We start from the raw sequence: 25,180 nt of genomic DNA, 5'->3' as shown, positions 1-25,180 counted from the left end.
ATAAATTCTCAAAAACTATACGATCTGAATCTTTTTCAGTGTCAAAAAAAGACATTTCCAAAAAAGTGTTAAAAGTATAATATTTTAAGTCATGTTTTATCTCTTCAAATGAGGATGAAGAAGTAGTATTGCAATCTTCACATAGGCTAGCAGAGTCCTTATCTTTTTCCAAGCATGCCACAATTGTGGGCGCTACCAGAAATAACGCAAAAAATAATAATACTATACTTGTAAAGACTCTCATGGCGGCAAATGTAACAGATAGATATTAAATTAAAAAATTTGTTCAATAAAATTAATTTATTATTAACACAAAAAAAGCCTAAAAAACATAACAAATTTATTAGGCTTTCCTTAAAAATACTGTCTGATTTATAAACTATCTTCTAACCAAGCATTCATCATCCAAATTGTTTTTTCCTGTTCTACGATAAAATCACTCATCATCGAATTGGTACCTTCATCATTTATCTCAGATGCTTTGTTTAGAATTTCTCTTTCAATTGTTAATAATTGAGAAAGAGAACTTACAATTAATTCAATACCCTCAACGTCATTTGAAATATTTTTCCCAACTGGTAATTGCTTGAATTTAATGTAGTCCTCAAAAGTGTGCAAAGGTCTTCCGCCCAATGTTAAAACTCTTTCGGCTATTAAATCAATTTTTAGCTGCGAGTCATTGTACAACTCTTCAAATTTAAGATGTAAGTCAAAGAAACGTCTCCCTCTAATATTCCAATGCAAACCTCTTAAACTTTGATAATAGATTTGATAATTCGACAAAAGTACATTCAGTTCAACTATTATAACCTCCGATTCTTCTACTGGTAATCCAATTGTATTTAGTTTCATGCTTTCTATTTAATTTATTAGTATTCCAACTTTTGTTGGACTATTTATTTAATATGATACAGCCTTAAAATTAAGAAAACACATCGTAAGTGCTCTATCGTTTTCCAAAATTAACTATTAAGCCAAAAAAATAACTATAAATTAAATTGATTGTTTTTATATTTGCATAAAAACATACTATTCAATGACAATCACACAACTTAAATATGTATTGGCTGTAGCCGAACACAAAAACTTCACTCTGGCCGCAGAAAAATGTTTTGTCACTCAACCCACATTGAGTATGCAAATTCAAAAAATAGAAGACGAGCTTAGTATCCAGATTTTTGACCGCACCAAAAAACCAATCCAACTAACCGATATTGGTCAAAAAATTGTAAATCAAGCTAAAAACATTGTTAATGAAGCAGACCGCATACAAGATATTGTAGAACAACAAAAAGGGTTTATTGGTGGTGAATTCAGGCTCGGTATAATACCTACAATAATGCCCACTTTACTTCCTATGTTTTTAAACAATTTCATTAAGAAATACCCAAAAGTAAAGTTAATCATTGAGGAATTGAACACAGATGAAATAATTACAAAATTAAAAAACGGCAATTTGGATGCTGCTATTGCCGCAACACCATTGGAAGATGAAAAAATCAAAGAAATTGTTTTATACTTCGAACCTTTTGTCGCTTACATTCCAGAGAATAATGCCATTTTTCAAAAAGAAGAAATTGAAATAGACGATCTTAATATCAATGACATTCTGTTGCTTCAAGACGGACATTGTTTTAGAGATGGCATTTTGAATTTATGCAAAAACAGAAATGAAGCTGGACTAAAATCTTTTCAAATTGAAAGCGGTAGTTTTGAAACATTAATAAAACTGGCAGATGAAGGATTAGGAACGACTTTACTTCCTTATTTGCACACCTTAGATTTAAAAGATTCAGACAAATTAAAACTTAGGCATTTTAAGGAACCCAAACCAGCTCGTGAAGTAAGCTTAATTTATCCGAAAAGCGAATTGAAGATTCAAATCATCGATGCTTTAAGAAGTACCATTTCAGGAGTTGTAAAAGGTGCCATTGTCTTTCAAAACGTACAAATCATTAGCCCGCTGCTAAAAAAATAACTTATAAAAAAAGGAACCAAGTTGGTTCCTTTTTTATTTCTAAATTGCCCTATATGTGAATCAAACATCTCTTCAATTCTGGTTTTTCATCCGTAAAGAACAATAACCAATTTTTTAAATGTTCAATTTCATAAGGCAACAAACTCCTTAATGCTTTTTTCAACTCTTTTTCAAAAAGCTCTGGATCAAAACTCACTCTTTCGAGTACCATCTTTGTATAATCATAAATCATTCTAGACATAACAAAAAAGGTTTAAATATTTCGTTAGTAAACAGGTGCAAAAATATTGAAATAATTCAATTCTGCAAATAAAACACTCCATCAAACACAAATACCATCGACAAATTACACATTATATACATAATTAGAAGCTAAATTACTACAATGCAATATTTCAACCCTAATTCCATAACTTGTAAAAAATATAAAAGGAACCAATTACTTGGTCCCTTTTATTTATGAGTTTACAATTATTAAACACTGTTTCAATTCTGGTTTCTCGATTGTGAAGCTAAATAACCACTCCCTTAATTGATCCAATTCGAAAGGTAAAAGTGTTCGGATTGCTTTTTCTAATTCTTTACAAAAAAGTACAGGGTCAAAACTCACTCTTTCTAACACTGATTTTGTATAATCAAACATTACTTTAGACATAATAAATTAAGATTTTTTGGGGTTAGATCTTGATTTTAACGTGATGTAAATGTACATTATTTTTTATATACCTTTTACATTTTTAACAAAGAAATATCAAATTATATCGTTTTCGTATTATCACTTTATAAATCAATACTCAGCCTAAAATTTACTTTCTGGCTCTAAACATTTCCCTTTTTCCTGGAGGTCCTGCAAGTTTTTCAACGGTAAATCCAACTTCTATCATACTCCTCTTGACAACACCGCGAGCAGCATAAGTAACTAATAATGAGTTTGGTTTAAGTGCTTTGTACATTTTTTCAAATATTGAAGTGCTCCATAATTCCGGTTGAACTCGATAACCAAAAGCATCAAAATAAATTAAATCAAATTTTTCAATATCATCAATCTCCTCAAAAAATTGTTTTCTTTTTGTCAAAGAAAAAGTTTCTGACAAGTCATTTTTCTCTTCCCAATTTGTTGAATGTATTTTGTCAAAAATGTCTTTTAAATCCAAAGCATCTAATTCTTCTAAATAATTCATGGATTGCAATTCATGTTCTGAAATTGGATAGGCTTCAACCCCAACATAATCTATAGTTTGACCTAATTTTTGAGCCTCCAAATAGGTTATAAAAGTATTCAAACCTGTACCAAAACCAATTTCGAGAATGGAAATGCTTTGATTTGGGAACAATGCCAGTCCATTTTTTATAAAAACATGCTTAGCTTCCTGTATTGCACCATGTTTAGAATGGTAACATTCATTCCATTCTTTGATATGAATTGTCGTAGAACCATCCTGAGTATGTATAATTTCTCTTTCCAAAATGTGTTTTTTGAGGTTATATAGCATTTTAAAATACTATAATGCGTTCAAAATTAAATAAAAGAATTTCTTATCGCTATCCAATAACCATATTTTTTATATAATCCATATAATTTCACTTCAATTCTCAAATAAAATTATACAATAATTAAATCACAGTTAAACACCATAATTAATGATATTTTGACAAGTATTTATCCGATTTTTATTTAATTTTGCAATCAATATTACTGGTAATAGAAAACTTTTTATTGCAGTCATTTTATTAACTAAATAACTATTTTTTTAAAACATATTAAGAACAATTATGAGTACCACTCAAGCCAACAAAATAGAAATAATAAAAGCAGCTACTTCAAAAATAAATGAAGTTGATTTTGATAATTTAAGCTTTGGAGCAGTATTCACAGATCATTTATTTGAATGTGATTACATAAATGGAGAATGGCAACAACCAGTAATTAAACCGTATGCGCCTTTCTTACTTGATCCATCTGCCAAAGTCTTTCATTATGGACAAGCCATTTTTGAAGGTATGAAAGCTTACAAAGATGACAATAATGATGTATGGCTTTTTAGACCGGATGAAAACTATAAACGTTTCAATACATCTGCCGTAAGAATGGCTATGCCAGAAGTTCCAGAATTTGTTTTTATGGAAGGATTGAAACAATTATTGAAATTAGACCAAGCTTGGGTAAAAAAAGGAAATGGAAGTACAATGTACATCAGACCTTTTATGATAGCTACAGGAACTGGTGTAGTTGCAAATCCATCTGAAGATTATAAATTCATGATATTACTATCTCCTGCAAAAGCCTATTATTCTGGAGAAGTAAAAGTATTAATTGCAGAACATTACAGTAGAGCTGCCAACGGAGGTATCGGAGCCGCTAAAGCTGCCGGTAATTACGCTGCCCAATTCTACCCAACTACTTTGGCAAACAAACAAGGATTCCAACAAGTAATCTGGACTGACGATGCTACACACACCAAACTTGAAGAAGCTGGTACAATGAACGTGTTTTTTAGAATAAATGACACTTTATTGACTGCACCAGTAAGTGAGCGTATTCTAGATGGTATTACCAGAAAAAGTCTTATCGATATGGCCAAAAAAGAAGGAATCTCGGTAGAAGTTCGCCCTGTATTGGTTTCTGAATTGGTTGAAGCTTCCAAGAACGGAACTTTGAAAGAAATTTTTGGTGCTGGAACTGCTGCCGTTGTTAACCCAATTGCTGGTTACTCATATAAGGACGTTTATTATGAATTGCCAAAAATTGAAAATTCATTTGCTTCTTTATTGAAAGAAAAATTAACAAACCTTCAAAACAAACTATCGGAAGATACTTTTGGTTGGACGATTAAAGTATAGATTTTAGACTGCAGAATCAAGATTGCAGATTGAAGTTATAAAAAGAGCGATTTTCAAATTGAAAATCGCTCTTTTGCTTTATCAAGTATAATACACTAACTAAATCAGTTTCGAAAAATCTGGTTTAAAATAGTTAGGACCTTTCATTACTTTTCCGTCTTCACGGTAAATTGGATTTCCATCTTCACCTAACTTACTCATATTAGATCGCTGAATTTCGTCGAAAACAGCTTCAATTTTATGTTGAAGCCCATGCTCGATTATGGTACCGCAAAGAATATACATCATATCCCCTAGTGCATCGGCAATTTCTACTAAGTCATTATTCTGAACGGCTTCAAGATATTCTTCATTCTCTTCTTTCATCAAATTATAACGAAGTATATTTTTGGCTTCGCCTAAACTAGCTCTTGGCGTTTCACTATGTCCTATCCTAAATGCTGTGTGAAATTCCTTAACAGCGTTGATTTGTTTTTCCATCCTTTATTATTATTTATTTGAAATGGAAAATTAACAACTATTTCTAAACTATTAGCTAAATTTGCCAAAAATTATTCAAACATGTTCAGCCAAGGTCAATTAATATTTGCTCTCTGTTTTTTTATCGCATTTGTAATAGCAATGGTATTTGCTTATCGAAAAGATGCCAATCTACACAAAGTTTTCTATAAAGGAAATTATAAAATTTTAATTGGTTTTTTGGTATTTATTGGCCTTCTATTTGTAATTAAGATTTACTTTAAACATTAAAAAAAACGCCTACATTTCTGTAGACGCTTTTATATATTCGATTTTCCTTTTTTAATTTTCTAATGGTAGAAAACCATATATTTTAGAATATTTCAACATTTGTTCAGCAAATGTTTTAGGTTGTTCTATTGCTATCGATAGTATCTCTCCTTTGGCATTTAATTTAGGAACCAAAACTGGATTCACAAAACCGCTATAAGGAGCATCTGGAAATTGTTTATTACGTTCCAATACTTCGGCGTGTATTTTTTGATTAACTTTCACACCATAATTTTCTACTAAGGCTTTACCAGCTTCAAAATCACCTTCAGATTTAATTCGCTGTACTTCTTTCAATAATTGTCCGAACAAATCATGTAATTTATCATAATCGGTAATATTAAAATAGGTTTTTCCGTCACGTGTAATCATTTCGATAACATTGTCCTTTTTTCCTTTTTCAAATACCCAAGCACTTACCCATTGACGGTTTCTCATGTGAGCTTCCTCAATATTTGCACCCAATTCTAAACGAACCAATTGAGTCATCAAACCATTTCTGATGTAACTGTCATAACACTGCATTCCTAATTCTTTCCAATTATCAACCAATCCAATTTCTTGAATTTTTGGATTGTATAAATAATACAACCCTACCAAATCAGCTCTTCCCTCTTCTAATGTTGAAGCATAATTTTTTAATGTTTCTTTTGGAGTTCCAACTCCAGGATTTATTTGACCTGATGCATGTCCAACCACTTCGTGCAAAGAAGTATGTAATTTACCTCCAATTTCAGCGTATTTTTCGGCCAATCTTATTTCCTCCGCATCATTGGCAAATTCTTGCAATCTTCCCTTTCCTCCTGCTTTAGAATAGGCATCAATAATATTCCCTAGCGATACTGACTTGGAACCGTGATCTGCTCGAATCCAATCTGCATTTGGCAAATTCACCCCAATTGGCGTACTTGGTGATGAATCCCCAGATTCTCCAGCAACCACAACAGTTTTATAGGAAACACCAACCACATTTTTCTTTTTATGTTCGGGAGCCAATGGAGAATTATCCTCAAACCATTGAGCATTTTTGGATACAACCTCCATTTTTTTGGACATATCAAAATCCTTAATCTGAACAATTGATTCGTATGAACCTCTGTATCCCAATGGATCATTGTAAACTTCTATAAAACTATTAATGTAATCAATATTTCCCTCAGTGGCTTGTAGCCAAGCAATATTATAGTCGTCCCAAGTTTTAAGATCTCCAGTTTTATAATAACTAATCAAAAGACCAATGGCATCACCCTGCTTTTTGTTTTCGGCTACTTTTTGCGCTTTTTCCAACCAATAGATAATTTTATCTATAGCTGTACCATACATACCTCCACTCTTCCAGACTTTCTCTTCTAATTGACCATTCGCATTACGAACTAATTTTGAATTTAAACCAAAAGAATACGGCTTCTTAGGATCTGGACTTTTTTTCAAAGCATAAAAATTTTCCACTTCTTTTTGAGTGATTCCTTTGTCATAAAAATTAATTACAGATCCTTCCAACAATCCTTTTGAGGCATCAAGATTTACTTTTTTCGAATCAACATCATTGAACAAAACTTCAACAATTCTAGGAGACAAATTGGTTTTGGTAGCTTTCAGCAAAGTATTGAAATAGTCTGCTGAAAATTCCGGCTTAATTTTCTCATTAGAATAATGATGATGAATTCCATTTGAAAACCATACTCTTTTTATATAAATTTCAAATTTTTCCCAATCATCAGTTTTTTTATCACCCTTATAATTTTGATAAATATTTTCTAATGCTTTTCTGATTTTTAAATTGCTTTTATAATTCTGATCCCATATTATATCACGTCCAGAATATCCGGCCTGCGTAAGATAATAAACCAATTCCTGTTCCTTTAGAGAAAGATTTTCCCAGCCTGGAATTTCATAGCGCAAAATTTTTATATCCGAAAACTGTTCTACAAAGAAATCGAAAGATTTATTCTCATTCGATTTTGACGCTCCTTTTTTATCGGTTTGCGCATTACTACCAACAGAAATCGCAAAAACCATAAACAGACCTGCTATTTTAACTAATTTCATTTATAATTCTTTTAGATGTTAAACAAATAAATACTCAACAAATATACTGATTCTTTAAACAAATAATAAAAACAGGAACTCCAATAATTCTCAATTTAAATATTCATCAACTCCAAAAAAAGAAAGAAGAAAAATGCAAAGTTCTTTTTGAAGGAATTCTGTTTATCGCAAAAAACTCTTTGCATTTTATTTTTAGTTTTTACAGTATAATTAATTAAATTTCTAACTTTACATCAGAAAAAACAATCAGTCCCTATTATGAGAATTATCAAATATCTTTTTCTTTTATTCCTATTAACCCTTGTGGCACTTACCATATACATTGCAACACAAAAAGGAAATTTCACAGTAAAAAGCAGTAAACTGATTAATTCACCAAAAACTACCGTTTTTAGTTATGTAAATGATTACAAGAACTGGCAAAAATTCAGTTCTTGGATTGATTCTGATAAGGCTATGAAATTATCTTATTCACCTATAACCAGCGGAAGTCAAAGCTCATTGACATGGGAAGGCAGTAATGATAATGGCTACATAGAAACATTATACACGAAAGGAAATGACAGCATTGTCCAAAAAATGGAATTTAACGGCACTGCTTCAGAAGTTTTTTGGGCTTTCAAAGACACAGTAGGCGGTACAAAAGTAACTTGGAAATCTGTCGGGAAAATGAATTTCACGCAAAAAATAAATGCTTTTTTTAATGGAAAACCTCAGAATTCATTAGCAGAAGTCTATGATAAATGTCTCGCTAATCTTGACAAAAGCCTTAATTTTGAGAATACTATTTTTGATGTAAAGATAAATGGAATCGTAAAAAAACTGGAAACCTTTTATTTAAGACAATCCTTCACAAGTAAAATATCCGATATAACCCGAAATGCAAATGTTGTTTTTGGTAAAATCAAAACTTTTTGCAATCAAAACAATATAAGCCAGAATGGAAGACCTTTTATCATCTACCACACTTACGACACAATCAAGGATTTGACCAGAGTTTCATTTTGTATCCCTATAAAAGAGCAAATTTTCACTAGCCAAGGAAGTGATATTCTGTCAGGGAAATTAGTTGCTTTTGAAGCATTAAAAACAACTTTGACCGGAAATTACACCTACAAAAACAAAGCATTAGAAAAAACTTTAGAATACACTGCCAGCAAAAAAATACTTACAGGTACAACTTTTTCACATTTGGAAATATTTACCATTGGTAAAAATGAAAGTTTAAACCCTTCAAAATGGCAAACAGACATCTATTTCCCCATAGCACCGAAAGTTGTCCCAACACCCTATAGAAAAGTTGTGAAAGACAGTACTGTTATTGCTCCAGCACCAGCAGTTAATAAAAGTCAAGAAGAGTCCGAATTTTAATTTCCTATCGGATTAAACCTTTTTCATTCATTCACATCTAAGTTAAAAACAGATCAAATTGGAGGAAGAAAAGGAATTCATTACCAGTTTATTGAACCCTCAAACGCAAAATCAAGCGTTTCAAGAACTCCTGCTCCAATATCAAAAACCATTATACAATCATATTCGAAACATCGTTTTAAATCATGATGATACCGATGATGTTTTGCAAAACACTTTTATAAAAGTATTTCAAAATTTAAAAAATTTTAAAGGCGAAAGCAAACTGTTTTCTTGGATGTATAGGATTGCCACCAATGAAGCATTGACTTTTTTAAATCAAAAAGCAAAAAAAAGCGGTATTTCGTCTGTTGAACTACAAAACAAAGCGATTGACAATTTGAAAGCCGATATATATTTTGATGGTAACGAAATTCAAATCAAGTTACAAAAGGCCATAACACAATTACCAGAAAAACAACAACTGGTTTTTAAAATGAAATATTTTGAAGATCTAAAATACGAAGAAATATCCGAAATCCTAGGGACATCGGTAGGCGCATTAAAAGCATCTTATCATCATGCTGTAAAAAAAATAGAGGCTTTTGTAACAACTGATTAAACCTTTTTTAAAGTAACGAGTCTAATTCACAATTATGAAATGATAACAACAAATATGTGATAGCATCCAAAAAAACTGATATCAATTATTATTTCATAAAAAAATATTGCCACATGAAACCATTTAAATTAGATAACACACCAAAAATAGAATCAGGTTTTAAAACTCCTGACAACTACTTTGAAAATTTTCAAGCATCGCTAATTGAAAAATTAGCCAACGAACCTATTATTGAGGAAACTAAAGTTATATCTATTTTTAGAAAAAGAAAAACAGTTCTTTTGGCTATCGCTGCAGTTTTTACAATTGCCTTAATGATTCCTATAGCATACCAATCATACTCAAAAAGCAAAGATCTCGACTCTGCAACTATTGAAAACTATTTAACGGAAGAAGATCATATAAATCAAGATGAAATAATAAACGAAATTGAACCTGAAAGCAATATCATTATTGTGGATACAAAAGAAATTGAAACTCAAACATTAGAAGATATGCTGGCTTCAAACCCTAACATAGAAAACCTTGTTATTGAAAATTAAACTTACAAATTTCCAAAATAAACACACTCAAACAAAAAAACCATGGACTTAAAAAAATTACTCCCAATACTTTTTCTGTTTTTATCTTTTAATTTTTATGCTCAAAACGAAAATTTTAAAGATAAAAAAGAGCAAATCAGAACAATGAAAGTTGCATTCTTCACAACCGAACTTGATCTCACTTCAAGCGAAGCTGAAAAATTCTGGCCTCTTTATAATACTTTTGATGATAAACAATTTGAATTAAGACATCAAAAAATGAAAAGTTATTTCAAAAGAATGCAAGGTGACAATCTTGATAAATTATCAGAGAAAGATGCCACTGCTCTTTTAGATCAAATTCAGGACAATGAAGATGATTTATACAATTTACGAAAAAAATTCATACTGAATTTAAAAGAGATACTTCCCCCAATTAAAATATTAAAATTAAAAAAAGCAGAAGAAAATTTCAACAGAAAACTTTTACAGCAATACAGAGACAAAGGTTCCAAAAAATGATTTTGGTATTAATTCTATAAAAATCTCGTTTTATAATTGATTTATAAAACGGGATTTTTTTATTTAAAACGAATGCGGATCATCTTGTTGCGTCCAGCAGCAATTGCTGTAGTTTCATTTACAAACCTGATTGTATATAAACTTGAATCTTTGCTGAATTGTATCCAATTCAAACCGCCATCCGACGAATAATGTAACCCGGATGCCCCAACAACAACTATTCCTTTTCCTTTACTATTAGGAACATATTGAACACAGGATGCATATCCGAATCCTTCATTCTCTGCTATAAGCTTCCAAGTTTTGCCTCCGTCATTTGTTACTGCTTTATTGCTAAAATTCTGATTCAAGATTTCATAATTTCCTCCTGCAACAAAACCATTTTTGGAATCATAAAAATCGGCAGTAAAAATCCCAGTCATTTGCTTCCCTTGAACCATAGGCGTTTCATAAACACTCCAAGAATCTCCTTTATCGGGAGAATAAAAAACTCTTGATTTCTTTCCCCCCGAAACAATCCATGTATCATTTCCTTTTGCAATTACATTGGTATTACTGGCTGCAAAATGGGCTTCACCTTCAAAAACTTTTGGAAGTTTACTATCGGATAGCTTATTCCAAGTATTTCCACCATCATGCGTTCTTATAACAGAAAGACAATCCGTAATGGGATCACCAATCGCAATCCCTTCTTTATCGTTCCAAAACTGCATGCTGTCATAAAAAACCTTTTCATTTCTTTCTTGATAAACTAATTTGGATTTTTTTTCATCTTTACTAATTTGATATAATAATCCAGGATTGGCTACGCTAAGCACATATATATAATTAGCGGTTTTGGCCATACTCCTAAATTCGATCTTCAAAGTATCTTCAATTATCGTGTTTTCAAATTTTTTATTTGATTTTAAATCATAGAAACCAAAACGGTTTTTGTCTCCAGCATACCAAATCTTATCGCTATCCAACACAATTGCTCTGATACTAATTTTATCTTGAAAAAGTGTATCGATAAGAATCGAACTAAAAATAGTTTGTTTTATTTTATTCTTTTTTAAATCCTGAGCTTCCATAAAACACAAACCGCTAAAAAACAGCACTATTACAATAATTATTCTCATCATATCTTATTTATTTTTTTCAAATATATAATTTTATCTAAAATACTTCATCAATAATATTTATTTGTGGCACAATTGTTGTGTATATATTAAAACAAAACAATTAACCTATCAAGCCATGAAAACTAAATTACAATTTGCCGCAATTATCGCCTCTTTTTTTGCTTTTCAAATGAGCGCACAAAATAGAACCACCATAAACGCAATGAACTCTGAAATTAGTGATAATTTAGATTTAACAGCTGTTTCTTCTATCTTTGGAGAATCAGAAAACTTAAACGATTTTGAAAGAAGATTAAACGACCCAAAACTTCAAATTTCAAATTTAGACTTAAACAACGATAATCGTGTTGACTATTTAAGAGTTATTGAAACAGTAGAAAGCAGAACACACGTAGTAATTATTCAATCAGTTATTGGACGTGATTTGTATCAAGATGTAGCTACTATTGAAATTGAAAAAGATAGAAGCAATAAAATTTCAATTCAAATAGTTGGAAATGCATTTATTTATGGGCAAAATTATATTTACGAACCCGTATATTACAGTACACCTCAAATTTACGCATCCTTTTGGGTTAATTATTACCGACCATACTATTCCACTTGGACTTGGAATTACTACCCAACATACTATTACGCATGGAATCCCTATCCAGTTTATAGATACAGACAGAATGTATATGGTTGTGTAAATTACTACAACACTTATAATTACGTAAATTATAGAAGAAGCTACAGAGCACCAGTGATCTACAAAACTTATAGCTGTAATAGTTATGAAAGACAATATCCTCAATATGCATTTTCTAAAAGAAACAGTACAATTTCAAACCGATATGAATTAGACAAAAGAAGATACAATACTAACAATGGAAATGGAATCAAAAATGAAGTAGCTTATACAAGAAATAATTCCAGAAACAATACTAATTACAATAACAAAACTCAAAGAGAATATACACAAAACAGCACTAGAACCTCAAGAGATGTTTATACTCCAAAGACAGAATCTCCAAGAGAATACAAACAAAACAGTACCAGCTCACAAAGAACTGAACAGCAAAAAGAATACACACAAAACAGAAATAGTTCTCCTAGAGAAATAAACACTCAAAGAACAGAAAATCAAAGGAATTATACACAAAACAGAACCAGTTCACCTAGAGAAAACAACACCCAAAGAGCAGAAACTCAAAGGGATTATTCACAAAACAGAAACAGTTCACCGAAGGAAAACAACACTCAAAGAGCAGAATCTCAAAAAAATTATTCTCAAAACAGAGCTAGTTCACAAAGAGAAAACAACACCCAAAGAACTGAACCCCAAAGAGGTAATGATTATGCGGCAAAAGGCAACAACAGAAGAATCTAAACAAATTTAAAGAAACCTCAAAGAGGCTTAATAATAACTTATTAGGCCTCTTTTATTATTTTAATAAATAAGACCTTATTTATTATTGAAAAATAGTAAATTTGACAAGTTTTTATAAAAATAATAGATGAGCGCAACGCACAAAGACCTCCATAGTAAATTAACTTTAGGCGGATTATTAATTTCTTTAGGAATAATTTATGGAGACATTGGAACTTCTCCATTATACGTAATGAAAGCCATACTTGGCGACTATACTATAAATGCGGATGTAGTTTTAGGAGGTGTATCCTGTGTTTTTTGGACACTTACACTGCAAACCACACTGAAATATGTACTTATCACATTAAGTGCAGACAATCATGGAGAAGGTGGAATTTTTGCTTTATATGCTTTGGTTAAAAAAACCAAAATAAAATGGTTGATTGTTCCAGCAATTATTGGAGGTAGTGCCTTGCTTGCTGACGGAATAATTACTCCTCCCATCTCAGTATCTTCTGCCGTTGAAGGAATGAGAAGTTATTTTCCCCACATCAATACTGTCCCTATAGTTATTGGGATTTTGGTCATGCTATTTACCATTCAACAATTTGGAACCAAATTGGTTGGAAAGTTTTTCGCACCAATGATGCTGATTTGGTTTGGTATGCTTGCTGTATTAGGAATTAATCAAATTTCTTTGCATCCAGAAGTTTTTAAAGCTATTAATCCATATTATGCCTATCATTTATTAAGCATACACCCAGAAGGTTTTTTCGTATTAGGATTTGTATTCCTATGTACTACAGGAGCTGAGGCATTATACTCAGACATGGGACATTGCGGAAGGAAAAACATTAGAATAAGCTGGATTTTTGTAAAATTAGCATTAGTATTAAATTATTTTGGGCAAGCAGCTTTTTTAATACACCACGAAGGAACAACTTTACAAGCACTTGGAGGTGATTTCGCCAATCCTTTCTATATGATAATGCCATTATGGTTCAAACCTTTCGGAATTGTTATAGCCACTGTTGCCACTGTAATTGCATCCCAAGCCCTTATCTCAGGATCATTTACATTAATTAATGAAGCCATGCGATTAAGTTTTTGGCCAAAAGTTAAAATCAAATACCCAACAGAACTAAAAGGTCAATTATACATCCCTTCAATAAACTGGTTATTACTTCTAGGCTGTATAGGAATCGTATTGCATTTTGAAGAATCAAGTAATATGGAACATGCTTATGGTTTGGCAATCATCCTATGCATGATAATGACAACTGTATTATTAAACTTTTATTTAATAATGAAACGCGTAAAATGGTTCTTTTTTGTACCTATAATTACTATTTATATGTGTATTGAGTTGAGCTTTCTAGCCGCAAATATTACAAAATTTGCAGAAGGAGGTTATGTAACACTTTTAATTGCGTTAATCCTAATTGGTATAATGACAGTTTGGTATAGAGCCAAACAAATTAATAAAAGTTACACTAAAGTTGTAAAAATTGATGATTACAAGAAAGTTTTAAGCGAATTAAGTGCTGATTTATCAATTCCAAAATACGCAACCCACTTGGTTTATATGACCAATGCAAACCGCAGTGACGAAATAGAAGAAAAAGTAATGTTTTCAATATTACAAAAAAGACCAAAAAGAGCTGATATTTACTGGTTTGTACACGTAAATATTTTATCTGAACCATACAAAACTGAATACAAAGTAAGAGAAATTTTTAAGGACGATTTATACCGAGTTGATTTCAATCTTGGATTTAGAGAGCCAACCAAAATAAACCTAATGTTTAGAGAGGTTATCAAAGACATGGTGAAAAATGGTGAAGTAGACATTACCAGTAGATATGAATCACTCAATAAAAACAACATTATTGGAGATTTCAAATTCGTTTTATCTGAGAAATTCTTATCCAATGACAGTGATTTATTATGGCATGAAAAAATAATAATGAACTCCTATTTCTTCATCAAAAAACTAAGTTTATCCGAAGAAAGTGCTTTTGGACTAGACAGCAGTTCTGTAAAAATAGAAAAATTCCCAATGGTACTGCATCCGCCAGAAAACATTGGACTAACAAGAGTTTACATTAAAAACTAAAAACATACAATCAAAAACACTGTTTCAATAACAGTGTTTTTTTTTTGATTAAAATATAAAACTTAGTTTTAACCAATAAATAGTACCTTTGCATTTCAATTATTTAAAATGAGATTACACAGAAATTTAGTTTATACCACTATCGACGCCCTTAATGCTATTTTTAACGAAGGAGAATATGCCGATAAAGTAGTAGCAAGATCCCTAAAAAAAGACAAACGCTGGGGAAGTTCCGATAGAAAATTTGTCGCAGAAACCATATACGAAGTCGTACGTTGGAAGAGATTATACGCAGAGATTGCCGAAGTAAAAGAACCATATGACAGAGACAATCTTTGGAGAATGTTTTCCGTTTGGGCAGTATTAAGAGGTTATCCAATTCCAGATTGGAGACAACTGGAAGGAACACCTGAAAGAAAAATAAAAGGACGTTTTGACGAACTATCCAAAGTAAGAGCCTTAAAAGAATCTATTCCAGACTGGATGGATGAATTAGGAGTAAAAGAGTTAGGTGAAAAAGTTTGGGCAACAGAAATCGCAGCCCAAAACCAGCCGGCTAAAGTAATTTTGAGAGTAAACACCCTTAAAACTACCAAAGAAAATCTAAGAGCAATTTTGATGGATTTAAACATTGAAACTGAATTTTTGAAAGATCAGCCAGATGCTTTGGTTTTAAAAGAAAGAGCTAATGTTTTCTTAACTGATGCTTTCAAACAAGGTTTCTTTGAAGTTCAGGATGCCAATTCACAATTAGTAGCTCATTTTCTAGATGTAAAACCAGGAATGCGTGTAGTTGATACTTGTGCAGGTGCTGGAGGAAAAACACTGCATATCGCTTCTTTGATGGAAAACAAAGGACAATTAATTGCAATGGATTTATACGAAAGCAAATTAAAACAACTAAAACTTAGAGCAAAACGTGACGGTGCTTTCAACATTGAATACCGAATCATTGATTCTACTAAAGTTATCAAGAAGCTTCACGAAAGAGCCGATAGAGTATTAATTGATGCTCCTTGTAGTGGATTGGGCGTTCTTAAAAGAAACCCGGACTCAAAATGGAAATTAAAACCCGAATTCATTGACAATATCCGTAAAGTACAATCGGAAGTTTTGGAAAGTTATTCTAAAATTGTAAAACCGGGCGGAAAATTAGTGTATGCAACTTGTTCGATTTTCCCTTCTGAAAATCAGGAACAAATCCAAAAATTTCTTGCAACTGATATTGGAAAACAGTTTAATTTCATAACCGACAGAAAAATATTAGCCTCCGAATCAGGTTTTGATGGTTTTTATATGGCTTTGTTGGAGCGTAAAGAGAATAAAGAATAAAGATTCAAGACTAAAAATGGATCTACAAAAAAACCTCGAAATTTCGAGGTTTTTTTGTGCAAAATATTTATATATCTATTTTCTTTATTCTCTTCTCTTTACTCTTCTAATCATTCATAGAAATTAAAAACTCATCGTTAGTTCTAGTTTGTTTGAAACGGTCATTTATCAAAGTCATCGCTTCTACAGGATTCATATCCGAAAGCATTTTTCGCATAATCCACATTCTCTGCAATGTTTTTGGATCCAATAATAAATCATCACGTCTGGTACTTGAAGATGTTAAATCAATAGCAGGAAATATACGTTTGTTGGCAATTTTTCTGTCCAACTGAAGTTCCATATTACCGGTTCCTTTGAATTCTTCAAAGATAACCTCATCCATTTTAGAACCTGTTTCAGTCAAAGCAGTTGCAATAATACTCAACGAACCACCATTTTCAACATTACGTGCAGCACCAAAGAAACGTTTTGGTTTTTGCAGTGCATTAGCATCAACACCACCACTCAAAACTTTACCTGAAGCTGGCTGTACTGTATTATAAGCTCTAGCCAATCTTGTAATTGAATCTAACAAAATCACAACATCATGTCCGCATTCTACCAAACGTTTTGCTTTTTCAAGAACAATATTAGCAATTTTAACATGCTCTTGTGGTTCTCTGTCAAACGTTGATGCAATTACTTCTCCACGAACACTTCTTTGCATATCAGTAACCTCTTCTGGGCGTTCGTCAATTAATAAAACTATTAAATAAATCTCAGGATGATTCGCTGCAATTGCGTTGGCAATTTCTTTCAACAACATTGTTTTACCCGTTTTAGGCTGAGCAACAATCATACCACGCTGTCCTTTTCCAATTGGAGAGAACAAATCAATAATTCGAGTAGATATAGTGCTTTGTTTTTCGGCCAATCTAAATTTTTCTGAAGGAAAAACTGGAGTTAAATGTTCAAAAGAAACTCTGTCACGAACAACTTGCGGATCGTGCCCATTAATTTTTAAAACTCGCACTAGAGGGAAAAACTTCTCTCCTTCTTTTGGTGGGCGAACCACACCTTTTACAGTGTCACCGGTTTTTAAACCAAACAAACGCACCTGAGAAGTCGATAAATAAATATCATCTGGTGATGCTAAATAATTATAATCGGAAGAACGTAAAAAACCATAACCGTCAGGCATCATTTCAAGAACACCTTCACTTTCTATGATTCCATCAAATTCAAAATCAGCATCTTTGAAATTGCTTTTTTTGTTTTTAAAATTTGGATTTTGGTTGGGATTCTGGTTTGCGTTTTGATTTGAATTTCCGTTTTGATTGGAATTCCCGTTTTGATTGGAATTCCCATTCTGATTTGGATTAACCTTATTATTTGGGTTTTGTCCTTTCTTAGTTAATTGATTTACTTCGTCAGTTCGCTTACGGTCTTGTGGAATTATTTTTTTCTCTGGAATAGTGGCTTCTACTTTTTCATCCGTTACATCTATATTGGAATCTAATGGAGTTCCTTCTGTAACTACAACTTCTTTCGAGGCTTCTTTTTCTCGCAGCAAAGCCATCTTTTTCTCATAGGCAGATTTACTGAACTTAACAACTTTTACCTCTTTTTTAGAAACGACTTCATCCTCTTCAGGATTATTCTTATTGGATAAAATAACTTTTTCTTTTTTTTCTGGTACAGCAACTGTTTCTTGCATTTCTATTTCTTCAGCTTTAGTTTCCAACAAAACTGGAGCTTCATTTTTTTGAATTGCCACTTTTTTAACCGCTGCAATCCTAACCCTTTTCGGTTTTTCTTCTTCTGTTGCTTTCTCTATGACAGGTACAGGCACAGTAGCTTCTTGATGATCTAAAATAAGACTAATCAAAGTATCTTTTTTTACACCGTTGAATTTTATAGTTTTAGCCGTTTTAGCTATTTCTTGAAGCTCAGCAAGCTTCATTTCTTTTAATACAGAAATATCAAACATGAATGTTCTATTTGTTTAATTAATTTGGAAATAATGCAAAAGATTTTTTTGGGTAGTATCTTATTTTAATGAACCGCAGTATGAAGTGCTTACGGTAATGTTATGCAATAATACAAATAAAATTTATCATACAATAGTATTTATTAAAAAGAAAATATATTTTTGTACTACAATAGAAAGACATGATACAAAGAATTCAGACCGTATATTTAATACTTACCTTTTTGATGATAGGCCTTTTGCCGTTTATTTTCCCACTATGGACATTAAGTGATGGTAAAGAGTATTTTTTTATGCAAAACCAATTTTATGTAATATTTTTTGGCTTAAGCACCGCAATAACTATATACAGCATTATATCATTTAAAAAAAGACATACTCAATTTGTTGCCAACAGATTGAATATCGTATTAAATTTGATTTTATTAGGATTGTTTGTTTATCATTCACTAAATTTATCTGGAGAAGCACCTGTTGTTTCTGAGAAAGGTATTGGGATGTTTCTGCCTATCTTGGCAATCGTTTTTTTAGTTCTTGCTAATAAAGCCATCAAGAAGGACGAAGATCTTGTAAAATCTGTGGATCGATTGAGATAAACCTATAAAATTTAATTTATTAATGTGCGAAGAAATCCCGAATGTAACAGTTCGGGTTTTTTTATACATAAGAGCTGTTATATTTTATTTGATAAATAAAAAAATTAGTACAGATAAGAATCTTTTTTTTTATAAATTTGAGTACTGTAATTGATAATATGACAAAGAATATTCGAATTCATCTTGCCGATGACCACCAGATAATTTTGCACGGTATTCAAACTTTACTACAAACAATACCAAATTTTGAAGTTGTTGGTTCATCTCTCAACGGAACAACTATTTACGACGATGTAACCAAGAATCAAGCTGACGTACTTGTTTTAGACATTAGTATGCCCGAAAAAGACGGAATTGAAGTCGTTAAAGAATTTGCTCAAAAAGGTTTTCCCTGCAAAGTAATAATCCTTTCGAGTTATGATGATTTAAAATTAATTAAAGAAATCATGGACTTGGGTGTAAGTGGCTATTTGACCAAACAATGTGCTGGAGACAATATCATTGAAGCGGTACAAGCTGTTGCCAACAATGAAGAATATTTTTGCGAGTCCATTCGAGAAAAAATATTCTCAAATGCCACCAAAAACAATCCAAAGTTAAAAACTTACAAACCCAATGTAAATCCGTTGTTGACCGAACGTGAAATTGAAATCATCATTTTGATTGCTCTGGAATATAGTGGCAAAGAAATAAGTGAGCAACTTTTCATCAGTATTAATACTGTTGAAACACATCGAAAAAATATTATGAAAAAATTAAAAGCAAAAAACACAATTGGCATTGTTAAATATGCCATGAATAATCATTTGATTATATCTTAAGTTTTAAAAACTGAAAACATTATATTATCGCTTCTACAATAAACGGTATGAATCAAATTAGATTTCGAATACTAATTCTTTTTATATTTCTAATCTATTTTAGTCAAACCTCACTCGCCCAAAACAAAACACTATCGCAGAAAGAAACTGCCAAACTAATAAAAGATGCGAGAGCAAACAGAATTAATGGCGATTATGATAAATCATTATTAAAATCAAGGGTTGCATTAGAACAGGCTATTAAAAATAAAGACAATACTTTAATTGCTAATTCCTACTTAATCATAGCTTCCAACTTTGATGAACTAACAGAACCTTTAAAAGCATTACACTATTACAATCTAGGGCTTTACTACGTTAACAAAACAAGTGACAACACTTTAAAAAACCAGTTTTACAATAACTTAGGTAACATCTATTGTTTTGACAAAAAGCAATACGACAAAGGAATTTTTTATTATCAAAAATCACTACAGCTAAGTCAAACAGTTCTTGACAGAAAACAAATATTCCTCACAAAACTCAATATTACTTGGGCTTATTTTGACATTGGAAAATTTATAGAAGGATTTTCATATTTGAGATACATCAACAAATACCAACCTATTGATGGAGACGATTCAACCATTGTAGCTTTGAATATGCTGAACGGCATGTATTACAGTTTTATCAACAACATTGATAAAGCAACTTTTTATTTTGAAAAAGCCATTAAACTTGGTACTAATGGAAACGAGAAGTCCGACCTATCGTACTCCTATTTAGAATATTCAAAATTTTTAAATAAAATTAATCAGCCCAAAAAAGCCTATGACAACCTCATGTTATATTACAAAATAACCAATGAGCTCAACATAGAGGAAAAACTAACCAAAGCCAATGTTATAGGAGTTAATCTCGAAATAGATCACTATAAGAGAGAAATCGACAAGATTGAAACAACTTATAAAATAAAGCAGAACAAACTTATTGAAGAACAATCCAAAAATAAAAAAATTGCCATCATCGTGCTTTTTCTTTTGTTATGTGTGATTATTTTCTTCTATTTTTTTGTTCAAAACATTCGTTTGAAACAAAAAAACAGACTCAAAGATATTCGGAGCAAAATACAAGAAAACATCATCAATGCCTCTATTGACGGACAAGAATTGGAGCGAAAAAAAATCGCCTCTTTTCTACACGACAATATTAGTTCCTTACTTTCATCGGCTGGATTACATCTAAATGTTTTTACTTCAATCAATAAAGCCCAACCTGAAGAAATAAACAAAACAAAAGAAATTCTAGAAGAAGCACACAATCAAATTCGAAACCTATCTCACGAACTGATGCCTAGCCTATTGGTTCGATTTGGATTACTATATGCTTTGGAAGATTTGTGTGAAAAAACATCTAATTCAAGAATTAAGATCACATTTAATTCAAGTATTGAAATTAAAAAAAGATACAATGAAGATTTTGAGATGAAACTCTATTTTATAATTGCTGAGTTACTCAACAATATCATAAAACACAGTGAAGCAACTACCGCAGATGTTACGATTAAAGAAGTTGAAAATAAACTTTCCATAGTAGTTTCCGATGATGGGAACGGATTTATCGACAGCAAACTGGAAGTTACCGAAGGGTTTGGAATCAACCAAATTCGGGCGAGAATAAACAATATGAAAGGAGAATTCATTATTAACTCAACACTAAACAAGGGAACAATTGTTAGCTTAAAAATTCCAATAGTCCATTAAGAACACTATGCTTTTTTATCTATTTCAATAATCTCCAAATCTTTAATAGCCTCTCCATCAATCACAAAACGAAGCATCGTTCTCACCTGATGGAAACCACTTTTACCGACCGCACCCGGATTCATGTGCAATAGATTACTCTTTTTGTCAAAAATTACTTTTAGAATATGTGAATGTCCACAAATAAACAATTTTGGTGGATTTGATGCCATTTCAGCTTTCAAAGATGGATTGTATTTCCCTGGATAACCGCCAATATGTGTTATCCAAACATCCACACCTTCACAAAAAAACCGATTGTGCAAAGGGAATTCCAAACGTGCCTGGGCATCATCAATATTACCATACACACAACGCAAAGGTTTTAACTTTTTTATGGTATCCGTAACTACCAAATCCCCAATATCACCCGCATGCCAAACCTCATCGGCCTGATTTACATATTTTAAAATCGTATCGTCAATGTGACTGTGCGTATCCGAAAGAAGGAGAATTTTTTTCATATTTTTAAGAAGCTAATCCTGCTATCCGTTGCAATCTTTTTGTTTTTAAAGAAAAAACAAAAAGGATTTCCACTGCTATCAGGGCTATGGGCATTTCTGCAAAAATAGACATTCTAGTTTTAAATAAAATAAATTTTCAATCCAAAAAACTTTGCTTCAAAGCGTATTCATGACAAAAAAATTAATAAGTATCTTTGCTCTTCAAAATGTACAAATAAGATTTCTTTCAGAATAGCCAAATTCCAAACTGTCAAAACTGAAAACTGAAAACTGAAAACTGAAAACTGACTTTGAGGTATTTTATAAAATTAGCTTACAACGGAACCAATTATCATGGTTGGCAATACCAACCCAATGCTGCCTCTGTTCAAGAAACAATGAACAAAGCTTTTTCGATTATTCTCAACTCGGAGATAAATCTCATGGGAGCAGGAAGAACCGATACAGGTGTTCACGCCAAAGAAATGTATGCTCATTTTGATTTAGAAACTCCATTTGACATTCCGAATGTAATACACAAACTGAATTCATTTTTACCAAAAGACATTGTTATATATGACGTTTTTCCCGTTGATGATGAAGCTCACACTCGTTTTGACGCCACAAAAAGAACTTACGAATATCACATAAATACTTTTAAAGACGCATTCCTTCAAGAACAAAGCTGGTACTTTCATCAAAAACTGGATTTGGATTTAATGAATCAAGCTGCAAAATCTTTATTTAATCATACCGATTTTCAATGTTTTTCTAAGGTAAATACCGATGTAAATACCTTTGACTGCACTATATTTGAAGCGTATTGGAAACAGGAAAGCGGAAAACTAATTTTCACCATTTCCGCCAATCGTTTTTTACGAAATATGGTTCGCTCGATTGTTGGAACTTTAATTAATATTGGATTACACAAAATCACTTTGGATGATTTTGAATCGATTATAGAAAGTAAAAACAGAGACAAAGCTGGGTTTTCGGTTCCGGCACATGGGTTATATTTAACCAAAATTGAATACGATTACATTACGAAATAGCCCTGATAGAAGCGATATCCTTTTTGTTTTTTCTTTAAAAATAAAAAGATACAAGCGGATAGCAGGAATAGCTCCAAAAAAATAAATGAAAGCAAAAGCATTTGATACCCGATTATTCAAGAGAATATTAAAATACACAAAACCCTATCAATGGCGTTTTAACGGTGTGATTATTTTCGCCATTTCACTATCGGTTTTTGCAGCACTTCGTCCCTATTTACTGAAACAAACTGTCGATAGTTACATCCAACCCAAAGACCAAACCGGTTTATTGATTTACATCTCCTTAATGGGTGTAGTACTTATCCTAGAGGTTTTGGCACAATTTTTCTTTGTGTATTGGGCCAATTGGCTCGGACAGGATATTGTGAAGGATATTAGGGTAAAACTGTTCAAACATATTTTGAGTTTTAGAATGAAATATTTTGACTTGGTTCCTGTGGGCCAACTCGTAACCCGTTCCGTATCTGACATTGAAGCGATTGCCCGTATTTTCAGCCAGGGATTATTCATGATTATAAGTGACTTGATGAAAATGCTGGTAGTACTTATTTTTATGTTTTATATGAACTGGAAACTGACGTGGATTGTGATTGTCGCCATGCCTATCTTAGTTTATATTACACGGATTTTCCAAAAAAAGATGCAAGTTGCCTTTGAGGAAGTACGTACTCAAATTGCTAATATGAATTCTTTTGTTCAAGAAAGAGTTACGGGGATGAAAATTGTTCAGCTTTTTCATCGTGAAGACATTGAAGCAGAAAAATTCAGGGTAATCAACGACAAACACAACAGAGCTTGGATAAAAACCATTTTGTACAACTCGATTTTCTTTCCTATTGCCGATATTATTTCCTCATTAACTCTTGGTTTCATTGTTTTATACGGAGGATTCCATATTTTAGAAGGTGATACTTCGACTACTTTTGGGGATTTGTTTTCATACACCATGTTCATCGGAATGCTGTTTAATCCTTTACGTCAAATTGCGGATAAATTCAATGAGATGCAATTGGGAATGATTGCTGCCAATCGTGTTTTTGACATATTAGATACGCAAGATCAAATACAAGACACAGGAACTATCGAAGCGCCATTATTTGACGGAGATATTCGTTTTGAAGAAGTGAGATTTGGTTATATTCCAAACGAAGAAGTGATAAAAGGAATCAATCTTGAAGTAAAAGCGAGTCAGACCATTGCCATAGTGGGATCTACTGGAGCTGGAAAATCGACAATTATCAATTTACTGAATCGTTTCTACGAAATCAATAGCGGTTCCATTTTTATAGATGGTCATAATATTGAGAACTATAGTTTGGGTTCTTTGCGCAAGCAAATTGCAGTGGTTTTGCAGGATGTATTTCTTTTTGCCGATACCATTTACAACAACATAACGCTAAACGATCCCGAAGTCACTAGAGATCAAGTGTTGAATGCAGCAAAAAAAATAGGTGTTCATGATTTCATTATGAGCTTACCTGACAATTATGATTTTGATGTAAAAGAACGCGGTGTAATGTTATCATCTGGTCAACGTCAACTTATTGCGTTTTTACGGGCGTACGTAAGCAATCCGAGTATCCTTATTTTGGACGAAGCGACTTCATCAATAGACACTTATTCTGAGGAATTAATTCAACGAGCTACCGAAACTATCACCAAAGGAAGAACATCCATCGTAATTGCACATCGATTGGCAACCATTGTCAATGCAGATAAAATTGTGGTGATGGACAAAGGTTTAATTGTAGAACAAGGAACGCATCAAGAATTAATAAACCAAGAAAAAGGATTTTATAAAAACTTGTATGATTCGCAGTTTAGCACTTCCAGTTCGGATACTTTTTTATAACAAAATGTCAAAAAACTTTGTTCCTGCTAAATTTTCCCATAATCAAATAAATCCTTAAATTC

The 25,180-nt window shown here is 32.0% G+C and carries 24 protein-coding genes; 15 read left to right on the top strand and 9 right to left on the bottom strand.

All coding sequences use genetic code 11. The annotated features are described in order from the left end of the window. Positions 1-372: 372 nt before the first annotated feature. Positions 373-852 carry a Dps family protein gene (locus B0E44_RS06800; RefSeq protein ID WP_077371974.1) on the bottom strand — a complete coding sequence of 160 codons (480 nt, stop codon included), beginning with the start codon at positions 850-852 and terminating at the stop codon, positions 373-375. 184 nt (positions 853-1,036) lie between these two features. On the opposite strand from B0E44_RS06800, the gene B0E44_RS06795 reads away from it, so the two are divergent. Further along, on the top strand, positions 1,037-1,978 hold the full coding sequence (locus B0E44_RS06795) for a LysR substrate-binding domain-containing protein (protein ID WP_077371971.1): 942 nt from the start codon (positions 1,037-1,039) through the stop codon (positions 1,976-1,978). 49 nt (positions 1,979-2,027) lie between these two features. On the opposite strand, the gene B0E44_RS06790 is transcribed toward B0E44_RS06795, so the two are convergent. From B0E44_RS06790 to mnmD, 3 genes are all read right to left on the bottom strand, one after another. Beyond that, on the bottom strand, positions 2,028-2,219 hold the full coding sequence (locus B0E44_RS06790) for a hypothetical protein (RefSeq protein WP_077371968.1): 192 nt from the start codon (positions 2,217-2,219) through the stop codon (positions 2,028-2,030). Positions 2,220-2,435: 216 nt separating this feature from the next. Beyond that, positions 2,436-2,633: a hypothetical protein gene (locus tag B0E44_RS19025; RefSeq protein WP_077371965.1), complete on the bottom strand. Its 198-nt coding sequence runs from the start codon at positions 2,631-2,633 to the stop codon at positions 2,436-2,438. 151 nt (positions 2,634-2,784) lie between these two features. Further along, the gene (gene mnmD / locus B0E44_RS06780; RefSeq protein ID WP_077372048.1) at positions 2,785-3,444 is read right to left on the bottom strand and encodes a tRNA (5-methylaminomethyl-2-thiouridine)(34)-methyltransferase MnmD; all 660 of its coding nucleotides are present in this window, start codon (positions 3,442-3,444) and stop codon (positions 2,785-2,787) included. A 307-nt stretch (positions 3,445-3,751) separates the two neighbouring features. Here mnmD and B0E44_RS06775 point away from each other — a divergent pair, with 307 nt between their 5' ends. Beyond that, positions 3,752-4,819 carry a branched-chain amino acid aminotransferase gene (locus B0E44_RS06775; protein ID WP_077371962.1) on the top strand — a complete coding sequence of 356 codons (1,068 nt, stop codon included), beginning with the start codon at positions 3,752-3,754 and terminating at the stop codon, positions 4,817-4,819. A gap of 99 nt (positions 4,820-4,918) precedes the next feature. Here B0E44_RS06775 and B0E44_RS06770 read toward each other — a convergent pair whose 3' ends face one another. After that, positions 4,919-5,299: a nucleoside triphosphate pyrophosphohydrolase family protein gene (locus tag B0E44_RS06770; protein ID WP_077371959.1), complete on the bottom strand. Its 381-nt coding sequence runs from the start codon at positions 5,297-5,299 to the stop codon at positions 4,919-4,921. An 81-nt stretch (positions 5,300-5,380) separates the two neighbouring features. Here B0E44_RS06770 and B0E44_RS19020 point away from each other — a divergent pair, with 81 nt between their 5' ends. Then, complete coding sequence (locus B0E44_RS19020) at positions 5,381-5,569, top strand: hypothetical protein (protein WP_077371956.1); 189 nt, start codon at positions 5,381-5,383, stop codon at positions 5,567-5,569. Positions 5,570-5,620: 51 nt separating this feature from the next. Here B0E44_RS19020 and B0E44_RS06760 read toward each other — a convergent pair whose 3' ends face one another. Continuing rightward, complete coding sequence (locus tag B0E44_RS06760; protein WP_077371953.1) at positions 5,621-7,657, bottom strand: dihydrofolate reductase; 2,037 nt, start codon at positions 7,655-7,657, stop codon at positions 5,621-5,623. 258 nt (positions 7,658-7,915) lie between these two features. Here B0E44_RS06760 and B0E44_RS06755 point away from each other — a divergent pair, with 258 nt between their 5' ends. From B0E44_RS06755 to B0E44_RS06740, 4 genes are all read left to right on the top strand, one after another. Further along, on the top strand, positions 7,916-9,028 hold the full coding sequence (locus B0E44_RS06755) for an SRPBCC family protein (RefSeq protein ID WP_077371950.1): 1,113 nt from the start codon (positions 7,916-7,918) through the stop codon (positions 9,026-9,028). Between the two features lie 58 nt (positions 9,029-9,086). After that, entirely contained in the window at positions 9,087-9,629 is a 543-nt protein-coding gene (locus B0E44_RS06750; protein ID WP_077371947.1) for an RNA polymerase sigma factor, read from the top strand. 113 nt (positions 9,630-9,742) lie between these two features. Next, positions 9,743-10,171, top strand: coding sequence for a hypothetical protein (locus tag B0E44_RS06745; protein ID WP_077371944.1), 429 nt, complete (start codon positions 9,743-9,745; stop codon positions 10,169-10,171). Positions 10,172-10,213: 42 nt separating this feature from the next. Further along, on the top strand, positions 10,214-10,672 hold the full coding sequence (locus B0E44_RS06740; RefSeq protein ID WP_077371941.1) for a sensor of ECF-type sigma factor: 459 nt from the start codon (positions 10,214-10,216) through the stop codon (positions 10,670-10,672). Positions 10,673-10,731: 59 nt separating this feature from the next. Here B0E44_RS06740 and B0E44_RS06735 read toward each other — a convergent pair whose 3' ends face one another. Beyond that, a complete protein-coding gene (locus B0E44_RS06735) occupies positions 10,732-11,793 on the bottom strand; it encodes an oxidoreductase (protein WP_124019299.1) in 1,062 nt (353 codons plus the stop codon). Between the two features lie 118 nt (positions 11,794-11,911). Between B0E44_RS06735 and B0E44_RS06730 the strand changes: the two genes are divergently transcribed. The 3 genes from B0E44_RS06730 (at position 11,912) to B0E44_RS06720 (ending at position 16,598) form a co-directional block, all read left to right on the top strand. Continuing rightward, a complete protein-coding gene (locus tag B0E44_RS06730; protein WP_077371934.1) occupies positions 11,912-13,168 on the top strand; it encodes a hypothetical protein in 1,257 nt (418 codons plus the stop codon). Positions 13,169-13,295: 127 nt separating this feature from the next. Beyond that, a complete protein-coding gene (locus B0E44_RS06725) occupies positions 13,296-15,266 on the top strand; it encodes a KUP/HAK/KT family potassium transporter (RefSeq protein ID WP_077371931.1) in 1,971 nt (656 codons plus the stop codon). A gap of 108 nt (positions 15,267-15,374) precedes the next feature. Next, positions 15,375-16,598, top strand: a complete 1,224-nt coding sequence (locus B0E44_RS06720; protein ID WP_077371928.1) for an RsmB/NOP family class I SAM-dependent RNA methyltransferase — start codon at positions 15,375-15,377, stop codon at positions 16,596-16,598. Between the two features lie 106 nt (positions 16,599-16,704). Here B0E44_RS06720 and rho read toward each other — a convergent pair whose 3' ends face one another. After that, positions 16,705-18,570, bottom strand: a complete 1,866-nt coding sequence (rho, locus tag B0E44_RS06715) for a transcription termination factor Rho (RefSeq protein WP_077371925.1) — start codon at positions 18,568-18,570, stop codon at positions 16,705-16,707. Between the two features lie 182 nt (positions 18,571-18,752). On the opposite strand from rho, the gene B0E44_RS06710 reads away from it, so the two are divergent. From B0E44_RS06710 to B0E44_RS06700, 3 genes are all read left to right on the top strand, one after another. Next, complete coding sequence (locus tag B0E44_RS06710) at positions 18,753-19,166, top strand: DUF4293 domain-containing protein (RefSeq protein ID WP_077371922.1); 414 nt, start codon at positions 18,753-18,755, stop codon at positions 19,164-19,166. A gap of 158 nt (positions 19,167-19,324) precedes the next feature. Then, positions 19,325-19,987, top strand: a complete 663-nt coding sequence (locus B0E44_RS06705; protein ID WP_077371919.1) for a response regulator transcription factor — start codon at positions 19,325-19,327, stop codon at positions 19,985-19,987. A 47-nt stretch (positions 19,988-20,034) separates the two neighbouring features. Then, entirely contained in the window at positions 20,035-21,729 is a 1,695-nt protein-coding gene (locus B0E44_RS06700) for an ATP-binding protein (RefSeq protein WP_077371916.1), read from the top strand. A gap of 5 nt (positions 21,730-21,734) precedes the next feature. Here the strand turns inward: B0E44_RS06700 and B0E44_RS06695 are convergent, their stop codons facing one another. After that, positions 21,735-22,232: a metallophosphoesterase gene (locus B0E44_RS06695; RefSeq protein ID WP_077371913.1), complete on the bottom strand. Its 498-nt coding sequence runs from the start codon at positions 22,230-22,232 to the stop codon at positions 21,735-21,737. A gap of 290 nt (positions 22,233-22,522) precedes the next feature. Here B0E44_RS06695 and truA point away from each other — a divergent pair, with 290 nt between their 5' ends. Together truA and B0E44_RS06685 are read left to right on the top strand one after the other, a co-directional pair. Then, positions 22,523-23,263, top strand: a complete 741-nt coding sequence (gene truA / locus B0E44_RS06690; protein ID WP_077371910.1) for a tRNA pseudouridine(38-40) synthase TruA — start codon at positions 22,523-22,525, stop codon at positions 23,261-23,263. An 85-nt stretch (positions 23,264-23,348) separates the two neighbouring features. Next, the gene (locus tag B0E44_RS06685; protein WP_077371907.1) at positions 23,349-25,118 is read left to right on the top strand and encodes an ABC transporter ATP-binding protein; all 1,770 of its coding nucleotides are present in this window, start codon (positions 23,349-23,351) and stop codon (positions 25,116-25,118) included. Positions 25,119-25,180 lie beyond the last annotated feature (62 nt).

The organism is Flavobacterium sp. A45 (genome assembly GCF_002001005.1).
In the GTDB taxonomy this organism is placed as follows: Bacteria; Bacteroidota; Bacteroidia; order Flavobacteriales; family Flavobacteriaceae; genus Flavobacterium.
The sequence above is the reverse complement of the archived record's forward strand: the minus strand, read 5'-3'. Positions and strand labels throughout refer to the sequence as shown.